The organism is Paucibacter sp. M5-1 (assembly GCF_027498415.2).
In the GTDB taxonomy this organism is placed as follows: domain Bacteria; phylum Pseudomonadota; class Gammaproteobacteria; order Burkholderiales; family Burkholderiaceae_C; genus Roseateles_E.
The window spans coordinates 551,958-574,593 of the sequence record NZ_JAPZLM020000001.1 but is presented as its reverse complement, the minus strand read 5'-3'; the positions used below and the strand labels follow the sequence as shown (position 1 = coordinate 574,593).

The 22,636-nt window shown below is 70.5% G+C and carries 13 protein-coding genes; 8 read left to right on the top strand and 5 right to left on the bottom strand.

The genetic code is table 11. From position 1 onward, the window contains the following. Nucleotide 1 precedes the first annotated feature (1 nt). The 5 genes from O5M90_RS02590 (at nucleotide 2) to O5M90_RS02570 (ending at nucleotide 12,908) form a co-directional block, all read left to right on the top strand. Complete coding sequence (locus O5M90_RS02590; RefSeq protein WP_269841550.1) at nucleotides 2-4,390, top strand: hypothetical protein; 4,389 nt, start codon at nucleotides 2-4, stop codon at nucleotides 4,388-4,390. Nucleotides 4,391-4,396: 6 nt separating this feature from the next. Then, nucleotides 4,397-5,872 (top strand): hypothetical protein, encoded by a 1,476-nt coding sequence (locus O5M90_RS02585; protein ID WP_440401802.1) that lies wholly within the window; start codon nucleotides 4,397-4,399, stop codon nucleotides 5,870-5,872. Then, nucleotides 5,865-7,802 carry an ATP-binding protein gene (locus O5M90_RS02580; RefSeq protein ID WP_440401801.1) on the top strand — a complete coding sequence of 646 codons (1,938 nt, stop codon included), beginning with the start codon at nucleotides 5,865-5,867 and terminating at the stop codon, nucleotides 7,800-7,802. Before O5M90_RS02585 ends, O5M90_RS02580 begins: the two co-directional genes overlap by 8 nt. A 4-nt stretch (nucleotides 7,803-7,806) precedes the next feature. After that, complete coding sequence (locus O5M90_RS02575) at nucleotides 7,807-11,448, top strand: hypothetical protein (RefSeq protein WP_440401800.1); 3,642 nt, start codon at nucleotides 7,807-7,809, stop codon at nucleotides 11,446-11,448. A 98-nt stretch (nucleotides 11,449-11,546) separates the two neighbouring features. Beyond that, nucleotides 11,547-12,908, top strand: a complete 1,362-nt coding sequence (locus tag O5M90_RS02570; protein WP_269841555.1) for a sigma-54 dependent transcriptional regulator — start codon at nucleotides 11,547-11,549, stop codon at nucleotides 12,906-12,908. Between the two features lie 21 nt (nucleotides 12,909-12,929). On the opposite strand, the gene O5M90_RS02565 is transcribed toward O5M90_RS02570, so the two are convergent. After that, nucleotides 12,930-13,214, bottom strand: coding sequence for a hypothetical protein (locus O5M90_RS02565; protein WP_269841556.1), 285 nt, complete (start codon nucleotides 13,212-13,214; stop codon nucleotides 12,930-12,932). A 102-nt stretch (nucleotides 13,215-13,316) separates the two neighbouring features. Next, nucleotides 13,317-15,377 carry an NAD-dependent DNA ligase LigA gene (gene ligA / locus O5M90_RS02560; RefSeq protein ID WP_269841557.1) on the bottom strand — a complete coding sequence of 687 codons (2,061 nt, stop codon included), beginning with the start codon at nucleotides 15,375-15,377 and terminating at the stop codon, nucleotides 13,317-13,319. Nucleotides 15,378-15,474: 97 nt separating this feature from the next. Between ligA and O5M90_RS02555 the strand changes: the two genes are divergently transcribed. Then, nucleotides 15,475-16,677 (top strand): multidrug effflux MFS transporter, encoded by a 1,203-nt coding sequence (locus tag O5M90_RS02555; protein WP_440401799.1) that lies wholly within the window; start codon nucleotides 15,475-15,477, stop codon nucleotides 16,675-16,677. Here the strand turns inward: O5M90_RS02555 and O5M90_RS02550 are convergent, their stop codons facing one another. After that, complete coding sequence (locus O5M90_RS02550; protein ID WP_262972925.1) at nucleotides 16,678-17,589, bottom strand: LysR family transcriptional regulator; 912 nt, start codon at nucleotides 17,587-17,589, stop codon at nucleotides 16,678-16,680. A 104-nt stretch (nucleotides 17,590-17,693) separates the two neighbouring features. Here O5M90_RS02550 and O5M90_RS02545 point away from each other — a divergent pair, with 104 nt between their 5' ends. Beyond that, nucleotides 17,694-18,464, top strand: a complete 771-nt coding sequence (locus tag O5M90_RS02545) for an SDR family NAD(P)-dependent oxidoreductase (RefSeq protein WP_269841558.1) — start codon at nucleotides 17,694-17,696, stop codon at nucleotides 18,462-18,464. Nucleotides 18,465-18,471: 7 nt separating this feature from the next. On the opposite strand, the gene O5M90_RS02540 is transcribed toward O5M90_RS02545, so the two are convergent. Next, a complete protein-coding gene (locus tag O5M90_RS02540; protein WP_137940881.1) occupies nucleotides 18,472-19,722 on the bottom strand; it encodes a hemolysin family protein in 1,251 nt (416 codons plus the stop codon). 240 nt (nucleotides 19,723-19,962) lie between these two features. On the opposite strand from O5M90_RS02540, the gene O5M90_RS02535 reads away from it, so the two are divergent. Continuing rightward, the gene (locus tag O5M90_RS02535) at nucleotides 19,963-21,513 is read left to right on the top strand and encodes a methyl-accepting chemotaxis protein (protein ID WP_269841559.1); all 1,551 of its coding nucleotides are present in this window, start codon (nucleotides 19,963-19,965) and stop codon (nucleotides 21,511-21,513) included. Here O5M90_RS02535 and O5M90_RS02530 read toward each other — a convergent pair. Then, the gene (locus tag O5M90_RS02530) at nucleotides 21,506-22,594 is read right to left on the bottom strand and encodes a cell division protein ZipA C-terminal FtsZ-binding domain-containing protein (RefSeq protein WP_269841560.1); all 1,089 of its coding nucleotides are present in this window, start codon (nucleotides 22,592-22,594) and stop codon (nucleotides 21,506-21,508) included. The two genes, O5M90_RS02535 and O5M90_RS02530, sit on opposite strands and share 8 nt — an antisense overlap. Nucleotides 22,595-22,636 lie beyond the last annotated feature (42 nt).

Sequence of the window (22,636 nt, the reverse complement as noted above, 5' to 3'; positions counted from 1 at the left end):
CATGAAACTGCTGCGCGGGATCTCCAAGCCTTTTGCCGGTGAACAGGTGCTGGCCAGCCTGCCGCCGCTGGGCCCTTATGCCAGGGCCGGCGCGGGCGAAGCCCCGCTGCGCAAGCGTCTGAACTTCTTTGCCCAGCGTGCGTTGACCCATGGCGCGCTGAGCGAGGAGCAGCGCGGCCGGGCCGCCGCGGCCGAGCGCCTGGCCCAGGCGGTGGCGCCCGGCGTGGTGCGCGGGCTGGAGCTGAGCCTGGAAGGCCGGGAGACACTGCTCCTGCTGCCCGGCCAGGCCATCGCGGCGGATGGTCGCGATCTGGCCCTGGCCTATCCGCTGCGGGTGCGCGCCGACGCGATCAAGGTCTTGTCGCCGCGCGTCGAGGCCGCCCTGAGCGTCGGCGGTTCGCGCGGCGGCCTGCAGTCGCAGGCCAGCCTGGGCCAGGTGCTGGCCGAGCTGGGCGGCGCCGGCTTCCTACCCCATGCGATGGTGCTGATCGCCCAGCCGCTGAGCATCGCACTCGATCGCAGCGAGGCCTTGGACAGCCCCTGTCCGAATGCGCTCGACCAGCTCGGCGACAGCCAGGCCGCCTGGGAGGATGGCTTCCAGCTGGCCTGGGTGCCCTGGCCCGAGACGCTGAGCCTGCCGCCCTGGAGCGCCGACGGCTTGACGCCCGATCCGCGCTTTCGCAACCGCCTGGCTTATGCGGTCTTCAATGCCGAGCGCGAGCGCCTGTCGCCCAGCGGCTCGCGGTCGCTGCGTGCCTGGACCGAGCGCGCGGCGCTTGATGCACCCGATCTGCTGTCGGCCCAGCCCTGGCCCTGGGAGCGGCTCGGGGTGCCGCTGTCCATCGTCGCCTTTGATGCGGACTTCCGGCCGCTGTTTGCCGACCGCGCCAGCGTCGTGCGCCAGGGCGGCGGGCGGCGCAATCGCAGCAGCCTGGTGAGCGGCTCGGGTGACGATGTGCTGTGGCAAGCGCGGGTCGCGCAGTTGCTGGAGCAGCTGGCCGAGCTGCCGGCCGCGCAGCGCCGGGCCGAGGCGTTGACGCAGCAGTTCGACTGGCTGCCGCCGGCCGGCGTGCTGCCGCTGGAGCTGGTCGATCTGGTGGCCGGGCGCCAGCGCTTCTTCCCGCCGCAATTCGAGCTGCGGGCCGAGCCGGTGCCGCTGGACATGGTCGATGCGCTGATTGCCGAGTCGGCCTCGATGATGCCCTTCAATCTCTCGCTGCGTGACCAGGTGCAGCTGCTGGTGCCGGTGCCGGCGCGCTTCTTCGAGGCCGACCTGCTGAAGCTCGACGAGCGCGTCCACCCGCTGTTCGATCTGGAGATCCAGCGCCTGACGGCCGAGCGCCTGAGCCTGCTGACGCGCCGCGACGGCCTGCGCCGCCGCTATGACCTGCTGACCCAGGCGATTGCCGGCGAGCTGCCGGCCTATCCTCAGGATGACTTGAATGCCTTGCCCGACGAGAGCGGCGCGCTCGATGCGCAGGCCTTCAAGCGCCTGCATGTCTCGCGCGTGGCGGCCGGCGGCGCCGAGATGCACCAGTTCAGCGGCGCCCATCTGAAGCTGGACCTGCAGGCCAGCGATGCGCTGATCGTCTTCGTGCGCCTGCTCGGCAGCCCCGCCGGCATCGCGCTGCGACCGCTGATCAGCGGCGATGCGCTGGAGAACCCGCCGGCGACCAGGCCGCTGAGCTGGGGCCAGGTGCCGGCCGAGGCCCAGGGCGAGCGCATCGGCGAGCTGCCGGTCGCCGGCGTCTGGACCCGCCTGAGCGTGCCGGTTGCGCGCGCCGGCCTGGCCGGACAGCGCATCGACGGCCTGGCCTTCGCGCTGTTCGGCGGCGACGCGGCGGCCGAGCTGCACTGGGGCTATGCCGGCAAGCTGGGCCAGGGCCAGGAGACCTTCTGGCTCAGCGATGCGCTACCGCCCGGCGCGACGCCGGCCGGCACCTGGTCATGGCTGACCCAGGGCGAGGCCGTCGATGCGGCGCTGGACCTGGCCTGGGGGCTGCCGATCGCCGAGACCCGCAGGCTCAGCGAGCTCGACCGGCTGCTGGCCGACTGGCGCGGCCTGCGCGGCGGCGTGCTGACGGTGGAGCTGGGCGAGCCGACCGGCAGCCCGCGCAAGGCGACAACGCCGCCGCGCACGGTGGACGGCGGGCTTGACGAGCTGATCCAGCGCCTGGAGGGCCGCATCAAGGCGGCCGGAGACCATGTCGACTTCGGCTTCCTGCGCTCGCGCATCGACATCTTCCGGATGCGCCAGAGCCTGCTGGGTGTCGACGATGCGGGCCGCTTCCTGACCTCGCCGGCGGCGGCCGAGCTGGTCAAGCGCAACGAAAACCCGGTCGCGACCGAGAAGGAGTTCGCCGACTACTTCAAGCGCCTGAATGACAAGGCGAGCAACCCGCCGGACTTCAAGGAACAGCGTGGCGCGGCGCCGGCCGGGCTGGATGTCGCGGCCGCTGCCGCACCTGCCGCGCTGGCCTTGACTGATGGCGGACGTGCCTCCGCCGGTAGCGCGATCAACCGGCTGGCACTGGACCGCCTGCCGAGCCGTATCGTGCCGATCGATGTTGGCGTCAAGCCCAGCGGCGACATCAAGCTGGGCAGCGCGCTGAGCAAGCAAAGCCTGGCGACAACGGCGACCGCCCGGCCGGCCCAGCTCAGCGTCGAGGTGCCGCCGGCGATCAAGGACGTGGTCGGCGCCAGTCTGATCGGCGCCACCTACAACACCGTGACGGTGGCCGAGCGCTTTACCTTGCCGGCCTCGGTGGTGTCCAGCAACACGGCGGCCAAGGGCAAGAACGATTTTGTGCAGGCCGGCCTGGCGGGCCTGCAGGCCAGCGGTCTGGCGGTGGCCGATCTGCCGGTCTATGGCTATCGCAAAGGGGAGGGCGAGGCCGGCAAAAAGGTCACGGCGGCCGAGCTGCTGGCCGGCGGCGTCAGCGATATCGACGCGGTCGAGGTCGGCAGCGATCTGCACGAGGCGGTCTATTTCCGCCGCGGTGTCGACGCGATCGACAACACGATACGCTTTCTGCGCGGTATCGAGCTGCGCGCCGAGGACTACCGCCGGCTGCAGTCCGATGCCAAGGCCGTGCGCGAGCGCATGCTGGGCGTCTCGGCCGAGATCCAGAAGCGGCTGGCCGCGCTGGCGCTGAACCTGGCCGAGGTGCGGCACGATCTGTCGGTCGCGCGTGCGCTGCGCAGCGAGGAGCAGGCGCGCATCGCCGCGCTGATCGCGCGGCGCAAGGCGGTGCTGGCCGAGCAGGTGCCCTATCTGGTGTTCCGCCGGCCGCGCCTGGCCGCGACGCTGGTCGATGTGCCGGTGCTGGCCGCCCAGGCGGCCGAGTTCGAGGATCCGGTGCCGCGCTGTCGTGGCGAGGCCCATCGGGCGCCGCCCGAGCTGCTGGCGATGGTCGACAGCCTGCGTGAGGTGCCGGTGCGCTGGCTGCGCCCGCTCGCTCAGAGCCTGCTCAAGCTCGATCGTGTCGATGATTTGCAGCAGCTGCTGGCCACCGCCCAGCAGCGCCTGCTGACCAGCCGCGATGTCGGTGCTGCGGCGCGCGGCAAGAGCGATGATTCGCTGACCGGTCGCCTGCTGCAAAGCGCCTTCGAGCGCCAGGACGAGCGCCTGCTGAAGAGCCGTGAGCAGGCCGTCGAGCAGTTGGTCCGCTTCGAGCCCGGCAGCAGCTGGCAGCAGGCAATCGCGCCGCTGCAGCAGATCGCCAGCGTCGCCGATCTGCTGCTGACGCCGGCCGCACCGCGCGTTGTGACCTTGGCGGCGCTGGGTCTGCTGGACGATATCGCCGGCGTCGGCGCCTGTCTGCACGCCGGTTTCTGCACGGTGCCGGCGCTGCTGCGCCTGCGCTGGGCCGAGCTGATGTCGCAGCTCGACGAGGCCGCCTCGCTGCGCCAGCTCAGCGTGCTGCCCGGCTTCGGTAGCGCCGGCCTGGACCACGCCGACTGGCGCCGGCTGCAGGCCATGGTGGACTGGCTGTTCGCCCAGGTCAGCGCCGAGGACCTGGCCCAGCAGGCGATCAACGATCTGGTGCGGGTCTGCCTGCTGCTGGCCGCCCATGCGCCGGTCAAGCGCATCCTCTCCGCGCGCATCAAGCGGGCGGTGCCGGCGCGTGTCGACGCCCGCTTCGAGCTGGAGGTCGACCCGCAGCTGACCCGCATCGGCATGCAGGTGCTGGTGCAGGCGCCCGGCGACCCCCGCCTGCTGGCGCGCGCGGTGATCGAGGACCTGGCCGAGGGCCTGGCCAGTGCGCGCGTGACCCATGTCGAGCCCGGCCCGGCTTTGAGCCTGGATGCCAGCCTGCGGGTGCAGCTGCAGACCGGACCGGCGCTGAGTCCGACCAGCCCTCAGCTGGCCGAGGCCAGGCGGCGCTGACCGGCCATGGACGGCGCGCTGCCTTTGCCGCCGGCCGCACGCCTGGTGCGCCGGGCGCGGCTGGCACCGGCCCGCGCCGGCGGCGGGCCGGCGCTGCGCTGGGCGCTGGAGGATGCGCTGCGCACGGCCGAGTTTCATGACTGCGGCCGGCTGCTGCTGGTGCGGCGCCTGTGCCTGCGCGGCCTGCCACCGCAGGCCAGCCCGGCGCAGCTGGCCCGCGCGCTGGAACAGGCCTGGCGCGAGCTGGCGACCCAGGCCCTGCCGGCCAGCCACCCGCAGGCCGGCGCAGCGCCGGCGGTGTTTTTCAACTCGCGTTTCGATGCGCGCCTGGCCTGGCTGCAAGGCCTGGCCGACGGTGGCGGCACGCCGGGCCAGGCCGCCAGCGCCGAGGGCGAGTGGTACTGGCGGGCCGCCTTGCCCGAGCTGGCGGCGCTGCCCGCGACTGCTGCGGCGAGCAGCAGCGCGCCGGTCCTGCAGGTCTTGCTGCAAGAGCAGGAGGCCGCGCTGGTGCAGGCCCTGCGCCGCTGGACGGACGCGGCCCTGCTGCGCCTGGATACGCAGCTGACGCCGGCGCTGGCCGAGCGCCTGCTGAGCGCTGTCGACCGTACGCTGACTGCAGCGGCAGCGGCTCGCGTCGAAACGCAGGACGGCAGCGCCAGGCTCGGGCCTAGGGTGACGCCAGCGAGCCGCCGGCGCTGGCCGCCGTGGCTGCAGCGCTTGCGTCAAGCCTGGCCCGAACCGCCGACCGAGCAGACCGCCGCCGCGCTACCGAACGGCGCCGCCCAGCCCGCCGCCACCGAGGCCTGCCTCGCAGGCGCGCTGTGCTCGGCGAGCGACAGGGCCGGCGGCATCGCGGCGCCCTTGTCAGCACAAGAACGCAAGGCTCAGCGTCCCGAGCCGCCGCCCATGAAGACGGACGGCACGACGCCGAGGCGGCTCTCCACACCAGCTCTTCATCCTGCGCCCACAGCGCCAGACGCGCGCAGGTGCCAGGACGCCGCCTTGCCCTGGCTGGCCGAGGCTTCATTCACCGCCCAGGGTGGCCTGCTGCTGTTGCTGAACCTGCTGCAGACCCTGGGCTATGAGCGGCAGGCGCTAGCGGCGCCGGGCTGTGTCGATGCGCTGTTTCTGAGCCTGCTAGGTGCTTGCGAGCCGGATGGACAGAGGGATGCACAGTGGGCGCTGTTCGACACTCGTCATGCCGGCAGCCATCCGCGGCTGGCCCGGCTCTGGACCCTGCGCCTGCGCCGCGCGCTGCGCGGCCATGCGCGGATGGACCTGGCCGAGCTGCTGCAGCGGCCGGCCTGGGTGGGCGCCAGCCCCACCCATATCGATGTGATCTTTGCGCTGGACAGCGTCGATCTGCGGCTGCGCCGACTCGGTCTGGACAGCGATCCCGGCTGGCTGCCCTGGTTCGGCCGCATCGTCGCCTTTCATTTCCTCGGCGCCGAGCTGCTGCCGCCGGAGTCCGGCCATGGATAGGCGGGCGACGCCGCCTGCGCAGGCGCCTGTGCGCGAGTCTCTGCGGCTGGCCTTGGCAGCCCTCGTGCCGGCAGCGGCGCAAGATCATCCGGATTTCCGGCGCCTGGTCGATCGCGATGACGATGCAGATCCCGATCCCGGCGCTGCGCCGCTGCAAAGCCTGGGCGATGCGCTGGCGCTGACCCCCATCGAGCGGGTGGCCCTGGCGCTGGCCTGGTGGGTGGAGCTCGACGCCGGTATCGCGGCCGCGCTGGCGGCCTTGCAGTCCAGCCCCGCTCACGGCGCCGGTGCCCGGCCGAGCCTGGGCCTGCTGCAGGCGCTGGCGCCCCAGCTGGGGCTGGCACCGCACCGGGCGCTGGGCGAACTGCTGCAGGGGCCGGCGCTGTCCACCGGGCTGCTGCGGCTGGACGATGAGCAGGCCCTGCTGCATGCCCGCCCCCTGCGTCTGGCGCCGGATCTGCTGGGCCTGATTCTTGCCGGGCCGGCCCACGTGCCTGCGCTGCGCCTGGGGGCGGTGAGCCTGCCGTCGCTGGCTGCCGTGGTCTGGCCCTTGCCGCAGGCTTGGGACGTGGCCATCGAGGAACTGGCCGGCCGCCGGACCGGCGTGCTGCTGCTGCGCGGACGTGACCGCGAGGAGTTGCAGGCCTTTGCCGCCGGCCTCGGTCGCCGGCGCGCCCAGACGCTGCTGCGCCTGCCAGAGGCCGAGGACGAGGTCTTGGCCGCGCAGCAGCACGGGCTGGTGCCGGCCTTGCTGCTGGCCGGTGCTTTGCCGCTGTGGCAGCCCGAGATCGCGCCGGGCCAGCGCTGGCCGCTGCCGCCGCTGCCCGGCTGGCCCGGTCTGCAGATCGTGCTGGCCAGGCCGGATGTCAGCGTCGACACGGCGGCGCTGCCTGTGAATGAGTTCGAGCTGGGCCCGGCCGGCGCCGAGGACAGGCGGCGCCTGTGGGCGGGCCTGCGTCGCGAGCCGGCCGGCGCGGCACTCGGTACGGCGCTGAGCCCAGCGGTCAGCGGCTCGCGCTGCAGCCTGGCGGCGCTGGCCCGTGCGGCGGCGCGTGAGCTGCCGCCCGCAGCAGCGCTCGAGCAGGAGCTGCGTGCCGGCGCGCGTGAGCTGTCCGCCTGGGCCCAGGTCTCGAGCGATCACATCCCGGCCGAGGCCTGGGTCGGCCCGCCGGCGCTGCGCCATCAGCTGGAGCTGCTGCTGACGCGCTGCCGCGCCCGCGCCGATCTCGGCGCCGGCCTCGGCCCGCTGCTCAAGGGGCGGCTCGGCGCCGGCGTCAAGGCGCTGTTCATCGGTGCCTCGGGCACCGGCAAGACCCTGGCCGCGCAATGGCTGGCCGACCGGCTGGCGCGCCCGCTGCTGCGGGTGGATCTGGCGGCCGTGGTCAGCAAATACATCGGCGAGACCGAGAAGAACCTGGCCCAGCTGCTGGCGCGTGCCGAGCAGCTCGATGCCTTGCTGCTGTTCGATGAGGCCGACTCGCTGTTCGGCGCCCGCACCGATGTCAAGCAGGCCAATGACCGCTACGCCAATATGCAGACCAACTATCTGCTGCAGCGGCTCGAGAGCTATCACGGCGTGGCCTTGCTGACCTCGAACAGCAAGGCGCGCTTCGACGAGGCCTTCATGCGCCGGCTCGATGCCATCGTCGAGTTTGCGCTGCCCGATGTCGGCGAGCGGCGCGCGCTCTGGGCCCTGCATCTGGGCACGACGCCGGCGCTGGACCCGGCCCGGCTGAACCGGGTGGCGGCGCTGGTCGACCTGCCCGGCGGACATATCCGCAATGCCGTGCTGAGCGCCGCCTTGCTGGCGCGCCAACGCGCCGAGGTGGAGGGCGCGCCCGGGCCCGTCAGCGACGCGGATCTGCACGAGGCCCTGCTGCTGGAGTACCGCAAGCTCGGCCAGCGCCTGCCCGATGGCCTGAGCGGCTAGCGCCATGCAGGCCACGCTGAGCCCGGCGGCCAGGGACAGGCGCAAGCGTCTGCCTGCCGGGGCGCTGCGGCCCGATCAGCCGGTCTTGCGTACCGCAGCGAGAGTGAACGCGGTCACGACGCCCGCCGCCGCCAAGCCGCTCAGCCGCCTGCCGAGCTATCTCCAGCCCAAGCCCTATCAGAGCCCGGCCCGCAGGCCCGAGCCGGCCGCCGATGAACCGGCAGAGAAACCGGCGGAGCTATCGGCAGAGCAGGCGGCGAGGCCGGTCGAGGCCAGGCCGCTGCCGGCTGTGCCGGTCTTGCGGCCGCAGCTGCCGGTAGCGGCAGCCCCGGCCACAACGCCTGCCACGACGCCTGCGGCAACAGCCCAGGCGGCGGATGTGCAGGCGAGCGAGGAGGGCGGCATCGAGCCGGCGGTCGAGGAGGGCGCTGCGCCCGCTTCGGAGATGGCGGCGACCGATGTCCGGACCGGTCGTGCCGAGCAGGCGTTTGAAGCGCAGCAGCGCAGCGAGGAACAGGAGACCGGGCAGGGCGCCGCACCGGCCGTCGAACCGGACGGGCGCGATGCGGCCCTGGCCTCGCTCGGCGAGACCCTGCCGGCGCAGCAGGGTGCAGTGGCGGGTGGCGAGGTGGCTGGGGGCGGCGAGGCTCCGCCCGAATCGGCCGCGCCCGATGTTTCCGGCCTGCCGCCGGCACAGGGTCTGGCTGCGCTCTGCGCAGCGACGCCGGCCCAGGTGGACGCCGCTCTGGGCGGTGTGCAGGGTGCGGCGGCCAGCGAGACCGCGGCCCAGGCCCAGGCGGCCCAGGCGGGCCTGCCCGAGGTGACGGTGGGTGAGCCGGCAGCGGCTCGACCTGCGGGCGCAAAGAGCGCCGCCCCTGCCGCCCCTGTGGCAGTCACGCTGGCTGGCAAGGCTTCGGACCCAAGCGCTGCGAAGGCCGAGCCGGCATCGACGCCGCCCGCTGCCGGCAATGCCGCCGACCGGGTGGCGACGCCGCAGATCGCCAGGCCCGCCGCCGAGCCCAGCGCGGCCGACAAGGCCAGGCTCGGCGGCGCACTGTCGGCCTTGCCGGGCAGCGATCCGGGTCTGCAGCAGGTCTCGCTCGGGCCTGCGCCACAGCTGCAGCTCAGCGGCGCGGCCGATCCGGCCCTGCTGGGCCAGCAACAGTCGCGCGCCGAGCAGGCCGTCGCTGCGGCGCACGAGCGCGAGGTGGCTGCGGTGGCCCGCCCGCTGGGCGAGCAGCATGTGCGGCCCACGGTGGGCCAGACCCGCATCAAGGCGCGCGTGCTGCGCCCCGCCGGTGCGGCATCGGGCAAGGCCGCGCCTGGCAAGGCCGGCGCGCTTGCCCAGGCCATCCTGGCCGAGCAGCTCAGGGGGGCCGAGGTGCGTGTTGCCATGGCGGTGGCGGCGGCCAGGGTGAGCGCGGCGACCCTGGCGGCGCAGGCCCAGATCGCGGCCTCGAATCAGGCGGCGCAGTCCCAGATCGGCGCGCTGACATCGCAAGCGGCGGCCGAGCAGCAGGCCGCGGGCACCAAGGTACGTGCCGATGCCCAGGCCGCCCGCGCTCGCTACACGGCCCAGCAGCAGGCGGCGCTGGGCCGGCTGGCGCGGGGCCAGGTCGACATCCTGGGCCGCGCCGACACCCAGGTGGCCGAGGAGAAGAGCCGGGGAGAGCAGGAGGCGGCCGCGCAGATCGAGCAGGGCGAGCAGCAGACCCGCGACAAACAGGCCGAGGTCGAGACCGCCGTGGCCACCAAGAAGCGCGAGGCCCAGGCCGCCAGCGAGGAAAAAGGCTTCTTCGGCCGGCTCGGCGATGCGGTCGGCGCCTGGTTCGACGGCGTCAAGCAATGGATCAGCGACAAGGTCGAGGCCGGCAAGGCCTTCATCCGCGCGACGGCCGAGCGCTTCAAGCGCTATGCGGCCCAGAAGATCGACGCCGCGCGTGAGCGCATCAGCGGCCTGATCGCCGCAGCGGGCACGGCCCTGGCCGCCGCCGCCGATGTCTTGCTGGCCAGTTTCCCGGCCGCCCGCGAGGCGGTGCAGGGGGCGATCAGCGCGGGCGTGGACTGGGGCATCAGCAAGAGCAATGCGATCGCCGAGGGTGCCAAGCGTGCGGTCAACCGGGTGGTCGATGGCGCTGCGGCGGTGGCCGAGTTCGCGCTGGAGACCGGCGGCAAGCTGGCCAACGCGGCGATTGACCAGGCCAGGGCCATCACGGTCGGCGCGCTGAAGGCAGCCGACAAGGTGGCCCAGGCGCTGGGCGTGCTGAAGACATTGGTCGAGGATGTGGCGCCCAACCCGGGCGGCTGGATTGCCAAGCTGGGCGCGGCCGCGCGCGAGGGCGTGCGCCAGCACCTGGCCGGGGCGATGGCGACGGCGATACGCCAGTGGTGGGAGGGCAAGCTGCAGACGGTGCTGGGCGTCGGCCCGGCGATCTGGGCGCTGCTGAAGCAGGGCGGTCTGGGCCTGCAGCAGATCGGCGCGATGGCCTGGTCGGCGATCAAGGCGGTGCTACCGCCGGCGTTGATCCAGCTGCTGATCGAGAAGCTGGTCGCGATGATCATCCCGGCGGCTGGCGCGGTGATCGCGGTGATCGAGGGGCTGCAGGCGGCCTGGGGCTCGGTCTCGGCAATGCTGGGCGCGGTCGGCCGGGCGATCGCCTTTCTGAAGGCGGTCAAGGGCGGCGGCGCCGGCCCGCAGTTTGCGCAGCTGGTGGCGGCGGCCGCCATCGTCGTGATCGACTTCGTCTCCAACTGGCTCTTGCTGCGCCTGGGCAAGGCCATCCTGAAGATAGGCGGCAAGATCAAGGGCATCGCCCGCCAGCTGAGGGCCCGCCTGAACCGGGGCCGGCACCGGCCCCAGGCGACACACCGCAAGCCCAGCGTCGAGCGGCCGAAAACGACCCAGACCGAGGACAAGGAACAGGCGCGGCGCGAGGCCGCACGGCGCCGCACCCGTCAGGCGCTGAGCCTGCTGGTGGGCATGAAGGCGCCACTGAGCCTGATCCGCAAGAGCGTGGCCGCGCTCAAGCGCCTGTACCGCTGGGGTTCGCTGGAGCTGCAGCCGACGGGACAGGGCGCATACAAGGTGGTGGGCGGCTTCAGCCCGGCCAGCGAGCTGCTGGAGTTTGGCGAGGACTTCACGATCGCCGTAGGCCCGCCGCGCCTGACTGCGCAGCAGCGCAAGGATGCCAACGCCAGCTGGCGGCTTTGGGAGGGCAAGGTCGCGATGCCGCATGTCGACGAGGTGATCGCGCCCAATCTGGCCCGCCAAGGCCTGAGCCCCAGCAACCAGCAGATGATCCACCATCCGGCCGACCCCAAGGTCAGGAACAAGCCCGAGGCCATCTTCACCGACCCGGCGCGCGCCGATGCGGACCAGACCGAGGTGACCCTGATCGAGGCCACCTTGAACGCCAGCTGGTTTGCCACCAACAGCCGGGGCGCGCGCCAGCCCACCGGCCAGCACAAGATCATCCAGATCCCGCAGACCCTGTTCATCGCACTGAACAAATGGCCCCGGGCCAGGATCCGCTACATCGTGATCTGCAGCCAGCCCCCGGGCGCCACCACCAAGCAGTATCTGCAGAGCGAGCTCGGCAAGATGGCGCCGGGGCGGCTGCACATCACCTGGCTGGTGCTGGGCTGACATTGCCGGTCTAGGGGGATCGCACCCCTATGCTGCGGGATAGAGCATCCGCCCATCCGGACTACATTGGGCCGCAGCAAGAACCCAGGGAGACTGCCTTGCGCATCGAGCTGATCACGGCGGAGTCGGCCCAGCCCGGCGCCGCGATGCTGCAGCGGCGGCTGCGCCAGGCCTTGCTGGAGGGCGACGAGTGCGTGATGGTGCGGCCGGACGGCGCCGACGCGAGTGGCTTGGATCTGATGGTGCTGCTGGTGGACAGCGAGAGCTTCTCCGCCTGCGGCCGGGTCTGTGCCCAGGTGCGGCGCCAGTCACCGGGCTGCGCGGTGCTGGCGGTCGGCGAGGCCGGCGTGCATGAAAGGCTCGAAACCCTGCTATCGGCCGGGGCCACCGATCTGCTGTTCCTGCCGGTCAGCGATGCCGAGTTGCGCGCGCGGGTGCGCCATATGCTGGGCCGCACGCAGCGCAGCGCCATTGGCGAGACCGCCGCCGCGCGGCCCGACCCGCGGCTCAAGCATATGGTGGGTGGCAGCCCGGCCTTCACCGAGCTGCTGAACAAGCTGCCGACCCTGGCGGGCTGCGATGCCGGCGTGCTGATACTCGGCGAAACCGGCACCGGCAAGGAGGTGTTTGCCCAGGCCCTGCACTATCTGTCGCCGCGTGCCGCCAAGCCCTGGGTGCCGATCAACTGCGGCGCGATTCCGACCGAGCTGATCGAGAGCGAGCTGTTCGGCCACACGCGCGGCGCCTACACGACGGCCCATGCGGCGCGCGCCGGCCTGGTCGAGGAGGCCGCCGGTGGCAGTCTGTTTCTCGACGATGTCGACTGCCTGCCGCTGGCCGCCCAGACCAAGCTGCTGCGTCTGCTGCAGGAGCGCGAGTACCGACCGGTGGGCTCCAACAGCCTGCGCCATGCCGATATCCGCATCATCGCCGCCAGCAATCGTGATCTGGCCCAGCAGGCGCGCCAGGGCCTGTTCCGGCAGGATCTCTACTACCGGCTCAATGTGCTGTCGCTGAGCCTGGCGCCGCTGCGCGAGCGGCGGCCGGATGTGGTGCTGCTGGCCCAGCATTTCCTGCAGCACTATGCGCGGCGTCAGCAGCGCAGCCTGCCGCAGCTGACGCCGCAGGCGCTCAGCAAGCTTATGCAGTACGACTGGCCCGGCAATGTGCGCGAGCTCCAGCATGTGATCGAACGCGCGGTGCTGCTCGGCGGGCCGCAGCTGCTGGCCGAGGATCTGGACATCGATGCCCAGCCTTTGCCCGAGCTGCAAGCCAATTTCCAGGGCGCCAAGGCCCGCATGGTCGAGCGCTTCGAGCGCGACTACATCGAACGCCTGCTGCTGCATTGCCAGGGCAATATCACCCAGGCTGCGCGGCACGCCGGCAAGCACCGGCGCGCGTTCTTCGAGCTGATACGCAAGCACGGCATCGATATGGATCCGTTTCGCAAGCCGCGCTGAAGCGCAGGGCAGGCCGGTGACTCAGGACTGTTTTTTGTCCTGCCCGACGAGCTTGGCCCAACGCAGCAGTTCTGCGTCATCCGCCAGCAGCGCGCGCGTCGCGGCCGCGCCGGGGTGTTTGCGGATCTTCTGCAGCACGGTGTCCTCGTCCAGGCTGGCGATATAGGCGCCGACCTGCTGCTCGGATGGAATGAAGCCCTTGTTGGCCAGGCTGTAGCTGTGGGTCATGATGGCCTCGATGACGCCGGCCATCTGCTTGTCGATGAATCGTTGGTCGGGATTCGGTACGGGATAGTTACTGCTCATGGTCGGCATTGTGACCCGGCCCGCAGCCGCCAGCCGGGCGAATACGGTTGCCAAAGGTTTCAGCGCGATAGGGATGTGAGTTTACATAATATACATTGTCGATTATTCGGATGCCTCGGCAGCCAGCAAAGTCAGCAATCCCGCCTCGTCCAGTACCGCGACACCGAGCTCGCGGGCCTTGTCCAGCTTCGATCCGGCTTCCTCGCCGGCGATCACGTAATGGGTTTTCTTGGACACCGAGCCGCTGACCTTGCCGCCGGCGGCTTCGATCATGTCCTTGGCGGCGTCGCGGCTCAGGGTCGGCAAGGTGCCGGTCAGCACCAGGGTCTTGCCCAGCAGCGGCCGCGGGCCCTGGTCGGCGAAGGCGCCGTCGCCCTCGGGCCAGTGCACGCCGGCGGCGCGCAGTTGCTCGACGACCTCGCGGTTGTGCGGCTGCTGGAAAAAGGTGTGGATGCTTTGCGCGACGATGGGCCCGACATCACGCACTTCCAGCAGCTCCTCCGGCTTGGCGTCCATCAACCGGTCTATCGAGCCGAAATGCCGGGCCAGGTCCTTGGCCGTGGTCTCGCCGACCTGGCGTATGCCCAGTGCAAAGAGAAAACGCGCCAGCGTCGTGCTCTTGCTTTTCTCCAGCGCATCGACGAGGTTCTGCGCACTCTTGTCGGCCATGCGCTCCAGCGCCGCCAGCTTGGCCACGCCCAGCTTGTACAGACCCGGCAGGCTCAGCACCAGGCCGGCGTCGACCAGTTGATCGACCAGCTTGTCGCCCAGGCCCTCGATGTCCATCGCGCGGCGGCCGGCGAAATGCAGCATGGCCTGCTTGCGCTGGGCCGGACAGAACAGGCCGCCGCTGCAGCGGTGATCGATGCCGCCGCGCTCGCGCTGCACCGCGCTGCCGCAGATCGGGCAGGCCTTGGGCATGCGGAAATTGGGCACATAGGCCGCGCGCAGCGCGTCGACCTTGCCGACGATCTCCGGAATCACATCGCCGGCGCGCCGCACGATGACCTGGTCGCCGATGCGCACGCCCTTGCGGCGCAGCTCGAAGAGGTTGTGCAGGGTCGCATTGCTGACCGTCGTGCCGCCGACGAAGACCGGCTCCAGCTTGGCGACCGGCGTCAGCTTGCCGGTGCGGCCGACCTGGATGTCGATCGCATTGAGCCGCGTCACCTGCTCCTGGGCCGGGTATTTGTGGGCCACGGCCCAGCGTGGTTCGCGGGTCTTGAAGCCGAGCTGGCGCTGCAGCGCCAGGCTGTTGACCTTGTAGACGATGCCGTCGATATCAAACGGCAGCTGGTCGCGCTTGGCCCCCATGGCCTGGTGGAACTCGACCAGGCCTTGCGCGCCCTGCACCACCGCACGGTCGGCGCAGACCGGCAGGCCGAAGGCCTGCAGCGCGTCCAGCATCGCGCTGTGCGTAGCCGGCAGCTCCCAGCCCTGCACCTCGCCCAGGCCGTAGGCGAAAAAGCTCAGCGGCCGCTGCTTGGCCAGCGCCGGATCGAGCTGGCGCACCGCGCCGGCCGCGGTGTTGCGCGGGTTGACGAAGGTCTTCTCGTTGGCGGCGCGCTGGCGTTCGTTGAGGGCCTCGAAATCATCGCGCCGCATATAGACCTCGCCGCGCACCTCGATCACGGGCGCGCTCACGCCCCTGAGCCGCAGCGGAATCTGACCGATGGTCCGGATGTTCTGTGTGACGTCCTCGCCGGTCTCGCCGTTGCCGCGGGTGGCCGCCTGGGTCAGCACGCCCTGCTCGTAGCGCAGATTGATGGCCAGGCCGTCGAACTTCAGCTCGGCGGCGTACTCGATAGCCGGTGCGTCCTCGGCCAGGCCCAGCTCGCGGCGCACCCGGCCGTCGAAGTTCATCGCACCCGTCGCTTCGGTATCGGTCTCGGTCTGGATGCTCAGCATGGGCACCGCATGACGCACCGGCGTGAAACCGGCCAGCACCTTGCCGATCACCCGCTGGGTCGGCGAATCGGGGCTCAGCAGCTCGGGATGGATGGCCTCCAGCGCTTGCAGCTCCTGGAACAGCTTGTCGTACTCGGCATCGGGCAGGACCGGCGCATCGAGCACATAGTACAGATGGGCGTGGTGGTTCAGGGTCGTACGCAGCTCGGCGGCGCGCTGCGCATCGGAAGAAAGATCGTCGATTCGGGAGCTCATGGCCCGGATTGTGGCCGAGCCGGCTGGGCGCTCCGCGCAGCGTGCGCGTCCTGCGGGCCTAGGGTTTTTGCTAGGTCCGGCGACAATAGGCCCGGTGATGAATTCGCGCTTTTTCAAGATCGCCCTGGTGCTGGGCCTGCTGTCGGCTATCGGGCCCTTTGCGATCGATATGTATCTGCCCGCCCTGCCGGCCATCGGCCAGAGCCTGGGCGCCGAGATCGGTGGCGTGCAGATGAGCCTGACGGCCTTCTTCATCACCCTGGGCCTGGGCCAGCTGCTGTACGGCCCGGTGTCCGATATGGTGGGGCGCAAGCCGCCGCTGTATTTCGGTCTGGGCCTGTTTGCCGCCGCCAGCGTCGGCTGCGCGCTGGCCACCGATATCGAGACCCTGGTCGTGCTGCGCGCCCTTCAAGGGCTGGGTGCGGCGGCCGGCATGGCGGTGCCGCGCGCGGTCGTGCGTGATCTGCACACCGGCACCGACGCGGCGCGGCTGATGTCGCTCTTGATGCTGGTGTTCAGCGTCTCGCCGATTCTGGCGCCGCTGGCGGGCAGCGCGGTGATCGCGCTGACGGGCTGGCGCGGTGTGTTCTGGGCGGTGACGCTCGCGGCGCTGGCCGGCCTGGCGATGATTGCCAGCTTTCTGCAGGAGACGCGGCCGGCCGAGGAACGGGTCGAGAGCAGCCTGGGCAGCGCCTGGCGGGCCTATGCCCTGCTGCTGCGCGACGGCCACTTCATGGGCCTGAGCCTGATCGGCAGCTTCGCGATGGGCGGTTTCTTCATCTATCTGGCCAACTCGCCCTTTGTGATGATCGATCACTACGGCCTGTCGCCGACGATGTACAGCCTGGCCTTCTCGCTGAATGCGATCTCCTTCATCGGCGCCTCGCAAATGACCGGCGCGCTGGGCGAGCGTTACGGCCTGGCCCAGGTGGTGCGGGTGGCGGCGCCGGCGGCCACCGCCGTGATGCTGCTCATGCTGGCCTACTACCTGGCCGGCGGTGACCGCCTGCCGGTGCTGATCGTGCTGTACCTGATCTCCAGTGCCTTCATGGGCCTGGTGATCCCGACCACCTCGGTGCTGGCGCTGGAGGCGCATGGCGCGATCGCCGGCACCGCCTCGGCCCTGCTGGGCACGCTGCAGATGCTCACCGGTGCGGTGATGATGGGGCTGGCGGGCCTGTTCACCGACGGCCGGCCGCTGCCCATGGTGATAGGCATGACGGCCGGACCGCTGATCGCGCTGGTGCTGACTTGGGGCACCCTGGGCCTGCGCCCTGCCCGGCCCTGCCCGGCCGCCTGATCAATCGGCGGCTTGCAGATGGGGGCCGAGAATCTCGGCCAGCCAGTCCATCACGACCCGCACCCGGGTCGACAGATGGCGCCGGTTCGCATAGACCATGTTCAGCGGCATCGGCGGCGCCGGATAGTCCGGCATCACCTCGACCAGGCGGCCGCTGGCCAGCAGCTCCGTCATCACCAGGACCGGTACCTGAATCAGGCCCAGGCCGGCCAGACAGGCCGCCTGGTAGGCATCGGCATTGTTGACCGTCACCGCGCCGGCCATCGCGAGCTGCTGCGCCCGGCCGTCCTGCAGATACTCGAAGCCGCTCGACTTGGCGCCCAGCGTGTTGACGTAATGCACCAGCCGGTGGCCGGCCAGATCGGCCGGCGTCCGCGGCACGCCATGGGCTTGCAGATAGGCCGGGCTGGCGCAGTTGGCCATGCGCAGCAGACCCAGCGGCCGTGCGACCAGGCTGTTGTCCAGCACCGCGCCGACCCGCAGCACGCAGTCAAAACCCTCGCGCACCAGATCGACCCGACGCTCGGTGCTGCTGAACTCGATCTCCAGCCCCGGATGCCTGTCCAGCAACTCGGGCAGGCGCGGGATCACCAGGTCGCGCGCCATGCCCGTGGTCATGTCCAGCCGCACCCGCCCGCTCAGGCCTTTGGCACCCTGCAGCTGGAACATCGATTCCAGTTCCTCCACATCGGCCAGCACATCCTTGCTGCGCTCGTAGAAAGCCTGGCCGTCCTGGGTCAGTTGCACGCGCCGCGTGGTCCGGTGCAGCAGGCGCACGCCCAGCTGCGCCTCCAGCTGCTGGACCGCCGTCGAGGCCGTGGCCTTGGGCAGGCCCAGGCTTTCGGCAGCCTGGGTGAAGCTGGCCAGCTCGGCCACGCGATGGAAGATCTGCATCCGTTCGATAGGGCTCATTGTTCAATTATTAGCGAACAGACAAATCCATCAGTGCCGATTTATCTGGGAAATCTCCCTCAATAGACTGCTGTTCATCCCATTCACCTCTGACGGAGAACCCCATGAACCAGCAATCCACCACCCCCATCGCACTGATCACCGGCGGCAGCCGCGGCCTCGGCAAGAGCGCCGCCCTGCATCTGGCGGTCCAGGGCAGCGACATCATCCTGACCTACCACAGCCAGCGCGCCGAGGCCGAGGCCACCGTGGCCGCGATCCAGGCATTGGGCCGCCGCGCGGTGGCACTGCCGCTGGATGTCGGCAACAGCGCCAGCTTCGCCGGTTTCGCGGCCCAGGTTGGCCAGGCGCTGACCGAGGTCTGGCAGCGCGAGCGCTTCGACCACCTGGTCAACAATGCCGGTGTCGGCGTCCACGCCGGCCTGCTGGACACGAGCGAGGCCCAGTTCGATGAGCTGGTCAATGTGCACTTCAAGGGCGTGTTCTTCCTGACCCAGCAGTTGCTGCCGCTGCTCAATGACGGTGGCCGCATCGTCAACATCTCCAGCGGTCTGACCCGCTTCGCCCTGCCCGGCTATGCGGCTTATGCCGCGATGAAGGGCGCCATCGAGGTGCTGAGCCGCTATATGGCCAAGGAATTGGGCGCGCGCGGCATTGCCGTCAATGTGGTGGCGCCGGGCGCCATCGAAACCGATTTCGGCGGCGGCGCGGTGCGCGACAACGCCGAGCTCAACCGCTTCATCGCCGCGCAGACCGCGCTGGGCCGGGTCGGCCTGCCCGACGATATCGGCGGCGTGATCGCCTCACTGCTGGCGCCGGCGAACCGCTGGGTCAATGCGCAGCGCATTGAGGCTTCCGGCGGCATGTTCCTCTGAACCAGGCTCAGGCGTCGCCCTCGGGCTCGCTGGCCGCCACTCGGGCGATCATCACCTGGTCGACCCGGTGGCTGTCCACATCGACCACCTCGAAGCGCCAGCCCTCCCAGACCACCTGGTCGGTGCGCTTCGGGATGCGGCGCAGCATCACCATCAAAAAACCGGCCAGCGTGTCGTACTGGCCGGAATGCGGCAGGGTCTCCAGCCCCAGCGCGCGCTGCACATCGGGGATCGGCGTGATGCCGTCGGCCAGGAAACTGCCGTCCTCGCGGCGCACGATCTGCTCCTCGTCATGGCTGGCCACCAGGCTGCCCATCACCGTGCTCATCACATCATTGAGCGTGATCACGCCGACCACCAGGCTGTACTCGTTGACGATCACGGCGAAGTCTTCCAGCGCCTGGCGGAACTGGGTCAGCACCTCGGACAAGGTCAGCCGGTCGGGCACGATCAGCACCTTCTTGACCAGGCCGACACAGGTGCGCAGGCTGATCGGCTCGTCGCGCAGCACACGCTGGAACAAATCGGTGGCGTCGACATAGCCGACCACCTGGTCGATCTCGCCGTCGCAGACCAGATAGGTCGAGTGCGGATCGTCGGCAATACGGGTGCGTATCAGCGCGTCGTCGTCGTCCAGCGAGAAGAACACGATGCGCTCGCGAGTCGTCATCGCGCTCTCGACCCGGCGGGTGTCGAGCTCGAAGATGTTCTCGATCGCCTGCTGCTCGGCATCGGCCACCACGCCGGCCTGGTTGCCGGCCTCGGTCATCGCCAGGATGTCGTGATGGGTGATCGTGTTGTCGCGCTGCACCGGCCGGCCCGACAAGCGCAGCAATCCCTCGGTGATCAGGCTGAAGATCCAGGCCAGCGGCTTCAGCAAGGTCACCAGCCCCAGCATCGGGCCGATCAGGGCCAGCGCGATGCGTTCGGGCTCATTCATCGACCAGCGCTTGGGCACCAGATCGGCCAGCACGATGAAGAGCGTCGTGATCGTGATGAAGGACAGCGCGAAGCCCAGGGTCTCGGCCCGCTCGGGCGCGACCAGATAGCCCAGCGCGGCCTGGAAATGCGGCGTGAACGCGCCCTCGCCGACGATGCCCCCGAGGATGGCCACGGTGTTGACGCCGATCTGCACCACGGTGAAATAGTGGCCAGGATGTTCCTGCACGGCCAGCACCCGCGCGGCCCGCGTGTCGCCCTCCTCGGCCAGCTGCTGCAGCTTCAGGCGGCGCGAGGCCGCCAGCGACAGCTCGGCCATCGAGAAGAATGCGCTGGCCGCAATCAGGGCGGCGATCAACAGCAGGCTGGTACTCAACAAAGACTCCCCCGCGTCCGGGCTTGAACAGTCCTCAGTGTAGCGGCGAGCCACGCCCGCGCGAGGCCAGGCAAGGCCTGGCACCTTGGCAAAAAAACCGACGCCCGGCCCCGGCCCTGTGTTAATTTGACCGCCTTGCCGAGTGTTTTCTTTGAAGCGCCTGCCGGTGCCGAAAGGATCGATATGAAGCTGTCCAATCTGCGTGTGGGTCTGCGACTGGGCCTGGGTTTCGGCCTGTTGCTGCTGCTGATGCTGGCCATGGGGATCTATGCGGTCAACCGGGTCAACCGGGTGCAGGCCAATGTCACCGATCTGGCCGGCAACTGGCTGCCCAGCACCCAGCAGCTGGCCGGGCTCAACGAGGCGCTCAACCAGATGCGGCGGGCCGAGCTGCAGATGCTCCTGGGTGGCGGCGAGAAGGCGCTGCAGGAAGAAACGGCGCGGCTGAACAAGCAATGGGAGCAGGTGCCCCAGCTGATGGCCAGCTACGAGGCCAGCGTCGGTAGCGAAGCCGAGCGCCAGCTGTTCAAGGAGTTCGCCGACATCGTGGCCGCGTACAAGAGCTCGCAGCCCCGGCTGATCGAGCTGCTGCGTGCCGGCAAGCAGGAGGAGGCCTTGAGTTATCTGCGCGGCGACTCGCGCAAGGTGTTTCGCGCCACCACCGAGGCCATCGTCAAGCTGATCACGCTGAACGATCAGGGCGGCGCCCAGGCCCACCAGGACGCCAAGGCCAGCCACGAGGCCGTGCTATGGGGCATCTGGCTGATGGTCGCGCTGGCCCTGGCCTTGGGCAGCGCGGTGGCCTGGCTGCTGACGCGCTCGCTGACCCAGCCGCTGGGCTATGCCGCGGCCAGCGCGGACCGCATCGCCGGAGGCGATCTGAGCGTGCATCTGCAGTCCGAGCGGCGCGACGAACTCGGCGACCTGCTGCGCTCGCTGGCACGCATGCAAGAGGCGCTCAATCTGTCGATGGGCACGGTCAAGCACAGCGCCGACAGCATCGCCACCGCCAGCCAGGAGGTCTCGACCGGCAGCCTGGACCTGTCCTCGCGCACCGAGCAGGCCGCCTCCAGCCTGGAGCAGACCTCGGCGGCGATGCAGCAGGTCACCGACACCGTGCGGCACAGCGCCGCCTCGGCGCGCGAGGCCAGCCAGCTGGCGGTCTCGGCCTCCGGCGTGGCGCGCCAGGGCGGCGACGTGGTGTCCCGGGTGGTCAGCACGATGGACGGCATCCAGCAGTCCTCGCGCAAGATTGCCGACATCATCGGCGTGATCGATGGCATCGCCTTCCAGACCAATATCCTGGCGCTGAATGCGGCGGTCGAGGCGGCCCGCGCGGGCGAGCAGGGTCGCGGCTTCGCGGTGGTGGCGGCCGAGGTGCGCACCCTGGCCCAGCGCAGCGCCCAGGCGGCCAAGGAGATCAAGACCCTGATCGGCAACTCGGTCGATCAGGTCGAGGCCGGCTCGCGCCTGGTGGCCGATGCCGGCGGCACGATGCGCGAGGTCGTCACGGCGGTGGGCCGGGTCAGCGACATCATCGGCGAGATCGCCACCGCCGTTCAGCAGCAGACCCAGAGCCTCAGCGAGGTCAACACGGCCATCGGCCAGCTCGACGGCATGACGCAGCAGAACGCCGCCCTGGTCGAGGAGTCGGCCGCCGCCTCGGAGTCGCTGCGCGAACAGGCCGCGCGGCTGGCCGAGGTGGTGGCGCGCTTCCGGCTGGCGGCTAGCTGAACAGGCGCCGCGCGGCCAGCGAGCCGGCCGCCAGATCGCGCGAGGCCAGGGCCTTGTAGAGGGTGAACAGCTCTTCACCGATCGCGGCGAAGGCATGCAGATTCAAGACCTGACCCCGGTCGTCGCAGATATCGGCTTCGATGTCGCGCGACAGACCGCGGGCGGCCTCCTGCCAGGCGGCGAAGGGCTCCAGGCCCTCAGGCGTCTGCGGCACATCCAGTGCCAGGGTCAGCTCGCGCAGCGAGCTCTGCTGCGGGTCGTCGGCCAGCGCCGCCTGCGATTCGAAGCTCAGCACCAGCAGCGGCGGCGCGCCGCGCTCGGCGGCCGACATCACCAGCCGGCCCGGCATCGCGCCGGGCACGAAGCCATGGCGTTGCGCCATCTGCTGCACAAAGCCCAGGGTCCAGGCGGCGTTGCGGGCGCGCAGCACGATGGCCAGCTGCGCGTCATGCTCGCTGGCGAACTGGTCCAGCTCGCGGGCCCGGCCGACCACGTCCAGCATGTCGGGGAACTGCACGAACGCGCCCAGACCGTCGGCAAAGGCCTGCAGCTTCTGCACGAACTCGGAATACTCGATCTCGTTGAGCGCACCGCTGCGGTTGGCCATCTGCACGCCGGCCTGGAACTCGCCATAGCGCTGGCCCGGTGCCGGCAGCTCCCAGTCGCCGGTCTCGGCGTTCAGGCCTTCGATATGAAAAGGCTTGGTGCCGGCGCGGCGGCTGGGCGGCAGATGCGACAGCGCCATCTCGCCGCTGACCGGGGCTTCGAGCGTGACGGTGGCGATCGCGTCGATCAAGGCGTCGATGCGGGCCGAGGGCTTGCGCGGCTGGCGCGCGACGGCGGGCACCGTCTCGTCCAGCGGCGCGTTCGCCTCGAACGCATCGCTCAGGCCGGAGCGGATCTCGTCCAGACCGGGTTCCTGGCGCACGGCGCCGCCGTCTGCCATCACCGGCTCGTTCTGCCGGTCCACGGTCGGCAGTGCGCGCCGCGGACCGGCCTTGCGGGCGGTCCAGGCGCCGTGGGCAATGATGGCGGCCAGGATCAGGCCGCCGAGGATGGCGAGCATCGTGGTCAAAGTCATGTCAGCCCCTCGTCCGACGAGTACATCGTCCGATCCCCCGAG

Excerpts from the sequence above, each read along its gene's own strand:
- O5M90_RS02590 (WP_269841550.1), top strand. The coding sequence starts at position 2 with ATGAAACTGCTGCGCGGGATCTCCAAGCCTTTTGCCGGTGAACAGGTG.
- O5M90_RS02585 (WP_440401802.1), top strand. The coding sequence starts at position 4,397 with ATGGACGGCGCGCTGCCTTTGCCGCCGGCCGCACGCCTGGTGCGCCGG.
- O5M90_RS02580 (WP_440401801.1), top strand. The coding sequence starts at position 5,865 with ATGGATAGGCGGGCGACGCCGCCTGCGCAGGCGCCTGTGCGCGAGTCT.
- O5M90_RS02575 (WP_440401800.1), top strand. The coding sequence starts at position 7,807 with ATGCAGGCCACGCTGAGCCCGGCGGCCAGGGACAGGCGCAAGCGTCTG.
- O5M90_RS02565 (WP_269841556.1), bottom strand. The coding sequence starts at position 13,214 with ATGAGCAGTAACTATCCCGTACCGAATCCCGACCAACGATTCATCGAC.
- ligA (WP_269841557.1), bottom strand. The coding sequence starts at position 15,377 with ATGAGCTCCCGAATCGACGATCTTTCTTCCGATGCGCAGCGCGCCGCC.
- O5M90_RS02555 (WP_440401799.1), top strand. The coding sequence starts at position 15,475 with ATGAATTCGCGCTTTTTCAAGATCGCCCTGGTGCTGGGCCTGCTGTCG.
- O5M90_RS02550 (WP_262972925.1), bottom strand. The coding sequence starts at position 17,589 with ATGAGCCCTATCGAACGGATGCAGATCTTCCATCGCGTGGCCGAGCTG.
- O5M90_RS02545 (WP_269841558.1), top strand. The coding sequence starts at position 17,694 with ATGAACCAGCAATCCACCACCCCCATCGCACTGATCACCGGCGGCAGC.
- O5M90_RS02540 (WP_137940881.1), bottom strand. The coding sequence starts at position 19,722 with ATGGCCGAGCTGTCGCTGGCGGCCTCGCGCCGCCTGAAGCTGCAGCAG.
- O5M90_RS02535 (WP_269841559.1), top strand. The coding sequence starts at position 19,963 with ATGAAGCTGTCCAATCTGCGTGTGGGTCTGCGACTGGGCCTGGGTTTC.
- O5M90_RS02530 (WP_269841560.1), bottom strand. The coding sequence starts at position 22,594 with ATGACTTTGACCACGATGCTCGCCATCCTCGGCGGCCTGATCCTGGCC.